Annotated in this window: 2 protein-coding genes; both read right to left on the bottom strand. The window is 72.5% G+C overall.

Going from position 1 to position 661, the window contains the following annotated elements; translation table 11 throughout:
• A partial coding sequence (locus STRIP9103_RS11530; RefSeq protein ID WP_048820104.1) for an RNA polymerase sigma factor occupies window positions 1-472 on the bottom strand: 472 nt, incomplete at its 3' end.
• Window positions 469-661, bottom strand: a 193-nt coding sequence (locus STRIP9103_RS51415; RefSeq protein WP_234022179.1) for a hypothetical protein, incomplete at its 5' end; no start/stop codon positions are given. The genes STRIP9103_RS11530 and STRIP9103_RS51415, both read right to left, overlap by 4 nt.

Below are 661 nucleotides of genomic sequence, written 5' to 3'. Positions count from 1 at the left end.
AGGCCACCAGCAGCACCACATCGCGGTGCCGGGCGGACAGCCCGGCCAGCGCGGCGGCCAGTTCCCGGCGCACCCCCGTGGCACCGGCCCTGGCCACCGCCCTGTCCGCGACCGGCTCCTCGTGCTCCACCGGCTCCGTCAGCCGGGCGAGCGCCTTGAACCGGCGTGCCTCGGACCGGCGGTGCCGGCCCACGAGGTTCGTCGCGATACCGAACAACCAGGGGCGGGCGTCGGCCCGCTCCAGGTCGTAGGTGTGGCGCCGCTGGAAGGCGGTGATGAACGTCTCCGCCATCAGGTCCTCCGCCGCCTCCGGACCGAGCCGCCGGGCCGCGTAACGGTGCACGGCGTCGGCGTACCGGTCGTAGAGCACGGCGAACAGCTCGGGCTCGTCCCGGGACCGCGCGATCACGCGGGCATCACTCTCCTCGCGATCCTCGTCGCGGGTGCCGACGCCCGGTGGTCCGACGGTCATCGGGGCTCCTCTCGTTCCTCTGAACGCCTCGAAGGCTTGGGCTTGTTCGGGTGGTTCACCTGTCCTTCGCCGTTCGCCGGGATCGAGTTCCATTCCGGCGTACGGGTGCGGTTCTCGGCGTACGGGTGCGGTTCAAGGCGTACGGCCATCGCGACAGCCCCCGTGAGCCGCCGTACGGCAACGGCGAGG

It is taken from the genome of Streptomyces ipomoeae 91-03 (assembly GCF_000317595.1).
Taxonomy (GTDB): domain Bacteria; phylum Actinomycetota; class Actinomycetes; order Streptomycetales; family Streptomycetaceae; genus Streptomyces; species Streptomyces ipomoeae.
Note: the sequence above shows the minus strand (reverse complement) of the source record. Positions and strands in the feature narration are given on the sequence as shown.